We start from the raw sequence: 2,558 nt of genomic DNA on the forward strand, positions 1-2,558 counted from the left end.
CCCGAAAATGATACCGAGATGATACAGAATTACCGCCGATACCGCCACACCAGCGGAAACGGCAGAAAGGAGCGCACCCATGCCAAGAATGAGCAAGAAACGGCGGCTGGAATGGTCTTTTTTCCTGCGGCAAGTGAAAGTCGGGAATTCCACCTGCGATCGTATCACATACAATGACCTCTGCCGGGGCTGTACCCATAGCTGCAAGCAGAGCTTCCGGGCGGTTATCATACTCTGCCCCCACTACTACTCCAAACGCCGGAAAAAGGAGGACAGGGACAATGGCAGATAACCGCAAGTATTACTACCTCAAGCTGAAAGAGAACTTTTTTGACAGCGACTCCATTGTGCTGCTGGAAGATATGAAAGACGGGATTTTATACTCCAATATCCTCTTGAAGCTGTACTTAAAATCGCTGAAAAACGGCGGGAAATTGCAGCTTGACGAGCATATCCCCTACACAGCGCAGATGATAGCGACACTGACCCGCCACCAGATAGGGACGGTTGAGAGGGCTTTAGAGATTTTCCGGCAGTTGGGGCTTGTGGAGCAGCTTGACAGCGGGGCTTTCTATATGACCGACATTGAGCTGATGATAGGACAGTCCTCTACCGAAGCCGAGCGGAAACGGGCTGCAAGACTGGAAAACAAGGCACTTTTACCGCCCCGGACAAAAGGCGGACATTTGTCCGACATTCGTCCACCAGAGATAGAGATAGAGTTAGAGAAAGAGATAGAGATAGAAAAAGAGAGAGAGGGAGAAACGGGACACCCCGCCCCCGCCGCTTATGGCAGATACAACAATGTGATACTGACCGATACAGAGCTTTCCGGGCTAAAAACAGAGTTGCCCGACAAGTGGGAGTATTATATTGACCGGCTTTCCTGCCATATCGCTTCCACCGGGAAACAGTACCACAGCCATGCAGCCACCATTTACAAGTGGGCGCAGGAGGACGCTGCCAAAGGCAAGGCTGCCCCGAAACAGGGCATACCCGATTATTCATGCAAGGAGGGCGAGAGCTTATGAAAAACGGAATTGAAGCTATGATTACGGACATTACAGCCACTACCGCCGAAGCGGAGGACTACACAGGCGAGGACGGGCTTTTATACTGCGGTAAGTGCCATACGCCCAAAGAAGCCTATTTTGCAGAGGGAAAGACTTGTTTCGGGCGTGACCGCCACCCGGCAGAGTGCGACTGCCAGCGGGCAGCCCGTGAAAAGCAGCAAGCCGCCGAAAGCCGACAGAAGCACCTTGAAAAAGTGGAGGACTTGAAACGCCGGGGCTTTACCGACCCTGCTATGCGGAACTGGACATTTGAGCATGACAACGGCAGAAACCCGCAGACCGAAACCGCCCGCTTTTATGTGGAGAGCTGGGAAACCATGCAGGCTGAAAATATCGGCTACCTGTTTTGGGGCGGCGTGGGGACGGGAAAAAGCTACCTTGCCGCCTGTATCGCCAACGCCCTTATGGAAAAAGAGGTTGCCGTCTGCATGACAAACTTTGCAACGATACTGGGTGACCTTGCCGCCAGCTTTGAGGGCAGGAACGAATATATTTCCCGCCTTTGCAGCTACCCTCTGCTGATACTTGATGATTTCGGTATGGAGCGAGGAACAGAATACGGGCTGGAACAGGTTTACAGCGTGATTGACAGCCGTTACCGAAGCGGCAAGCCGCTGATCGCCACGACCAACCTCACGCTGGAGGAATTGCAGCACCCGCAGGACACGCCCCACGCCCGTATCTATGACAGGCTGACTTCCATGTGCGCCCCCGTCCGCTTCACGGGCAGCAACTTCCGAAAGGAAACCGCACAGGAAAAGCTGGAACGCTTAAAGCAACTGATGAAGCAGCGAAAGGAGAGCCTATGACAGAAACGAAACAGACAAGCACCACCAAAACAGACCGCCGCCCGGACTGTGTGACGGAAATCCGCATGGGCAACTCCGTCCTTACCGTTTCCGGCTTCTTCAAGCAGGGCGCAACCGACACCGCAGCCGACAAGATGATGAAAGTGCTGGAAGCGGAAGCTGCTACACAAAAAACGGCGATTTGACCGACCATAAAGAAGCAGATTTGACGCTTTTGCCGCTATACAGACAGCCGCCCCATGTGGTACAATCAAGGTACGGAATAGTGGGGCTGGCTGTCGGAAACGGAGGATTTTATGTTAAGACAGACCAACCAACAACCAATTACCGCCCTTTACCCAAGACTATCCCATGAGGACGAGCTGCAAGGCGAAAGCAATTCCATTTCCAATCAGAAGCGTATCCTTGAAACCTATGCAAAGCAGAACGGCTTTTCCAATCTGCGCTGGTACACGGACGACGGTTATTCTGGTGCGAACTTTCAAAGACCCGGTTTTCAAGCCATGCTTGCGGACATTGAAGCCGGAAAAGTCGGGACAGTTATCGTAAAGGATATGTCGAGGTTAGGGCGAAACTACCTGCAAGTGGGAATGTACACGGAAATGATTTTCCCACAGAAAGGTGTCCGCTTCATCGCTATCAATGACGGAGTGGACAGCGCACAGGGCGACAATGA

At 52.6% G+C, this 2,558-nt stretch carries 5 protein-coding genes; all 5 read left to right on the forward strand.

Annotated elements, in window-relative coordinates:
- Window positions 1-79 precede the first annotated feature (79 nt).
- Window positions 80-292, forward strand: a complete 213-nt coding sequence (locus DXA97_RS19545) for a hypothetical protein (protein ID WP_002569236.1) — start codon at window positions 80-82, stop codon at window positions 290-292.
- Window positions 282-1,031 (forward strand): phage replisome organizer N-terminal domain-containing protein, encoded by a 750-nt coding sequence (locus tag DXA97_RS19550; RefSeq protein ID WP_002569235.1) that lies wholly within the window; start codon window positions 282-284, stop codon window positions 1,029-1,031. The genes DXA97_RS19545 and DXA97_RS19550 overlap by 11 nt, the downstream gene beginning before the upstream one ends.
- On the forward strand, window positions 1,028-1,882 hold the full coding sequence (locus DXA97_RS19555) for an ATP-binding protein (RefSeq protein ID WP_002569234.1): 855 nt from the start codon (window positions 1,028-1,030) through the stop codon (window positions 1,880-1,882). The genes DXA97_RS19550 and DXA97_RS19555 overlap by 4 nt, the downstream gene beginning before the upstream one ends.
- The gene (locus DXA97_RS19560) at window positions 1,879-2,067 is read left to right on the forward strand and encodes a transposon-encoded TnpW family protein (RefSeq protein ID WP_002569233.1); all 189 of its coding nucleotides are present in this window, start codon (window positions 1,879-1,881) and stop codon (window positions 2,065-2,067) included. The genes DXA97_RS19555 and DXA97_RS19560 overlap by 4 nt, the downstream gene beginning before the upstream one ends.
- 111 nt (window positions 2,068-2,178) lie before the next feature.
- Window positions 2,179-2,558 (forward strand): recombinase family protein (locus DXA97_RS19565; RefSeq protein WP_118721444.1); only part of this gene is annotated, 380 nt, incomplete at its 3' end.

The organism is Clostridium sp. OF09-36 (assembly GCF_003481985.1).
In the GTDB taxonomy this organism is placed as follows: Bacteria; Bacillota; Clostridia; order Lachnospirales; family Lachnospiraceae; genus Brotaphodocola.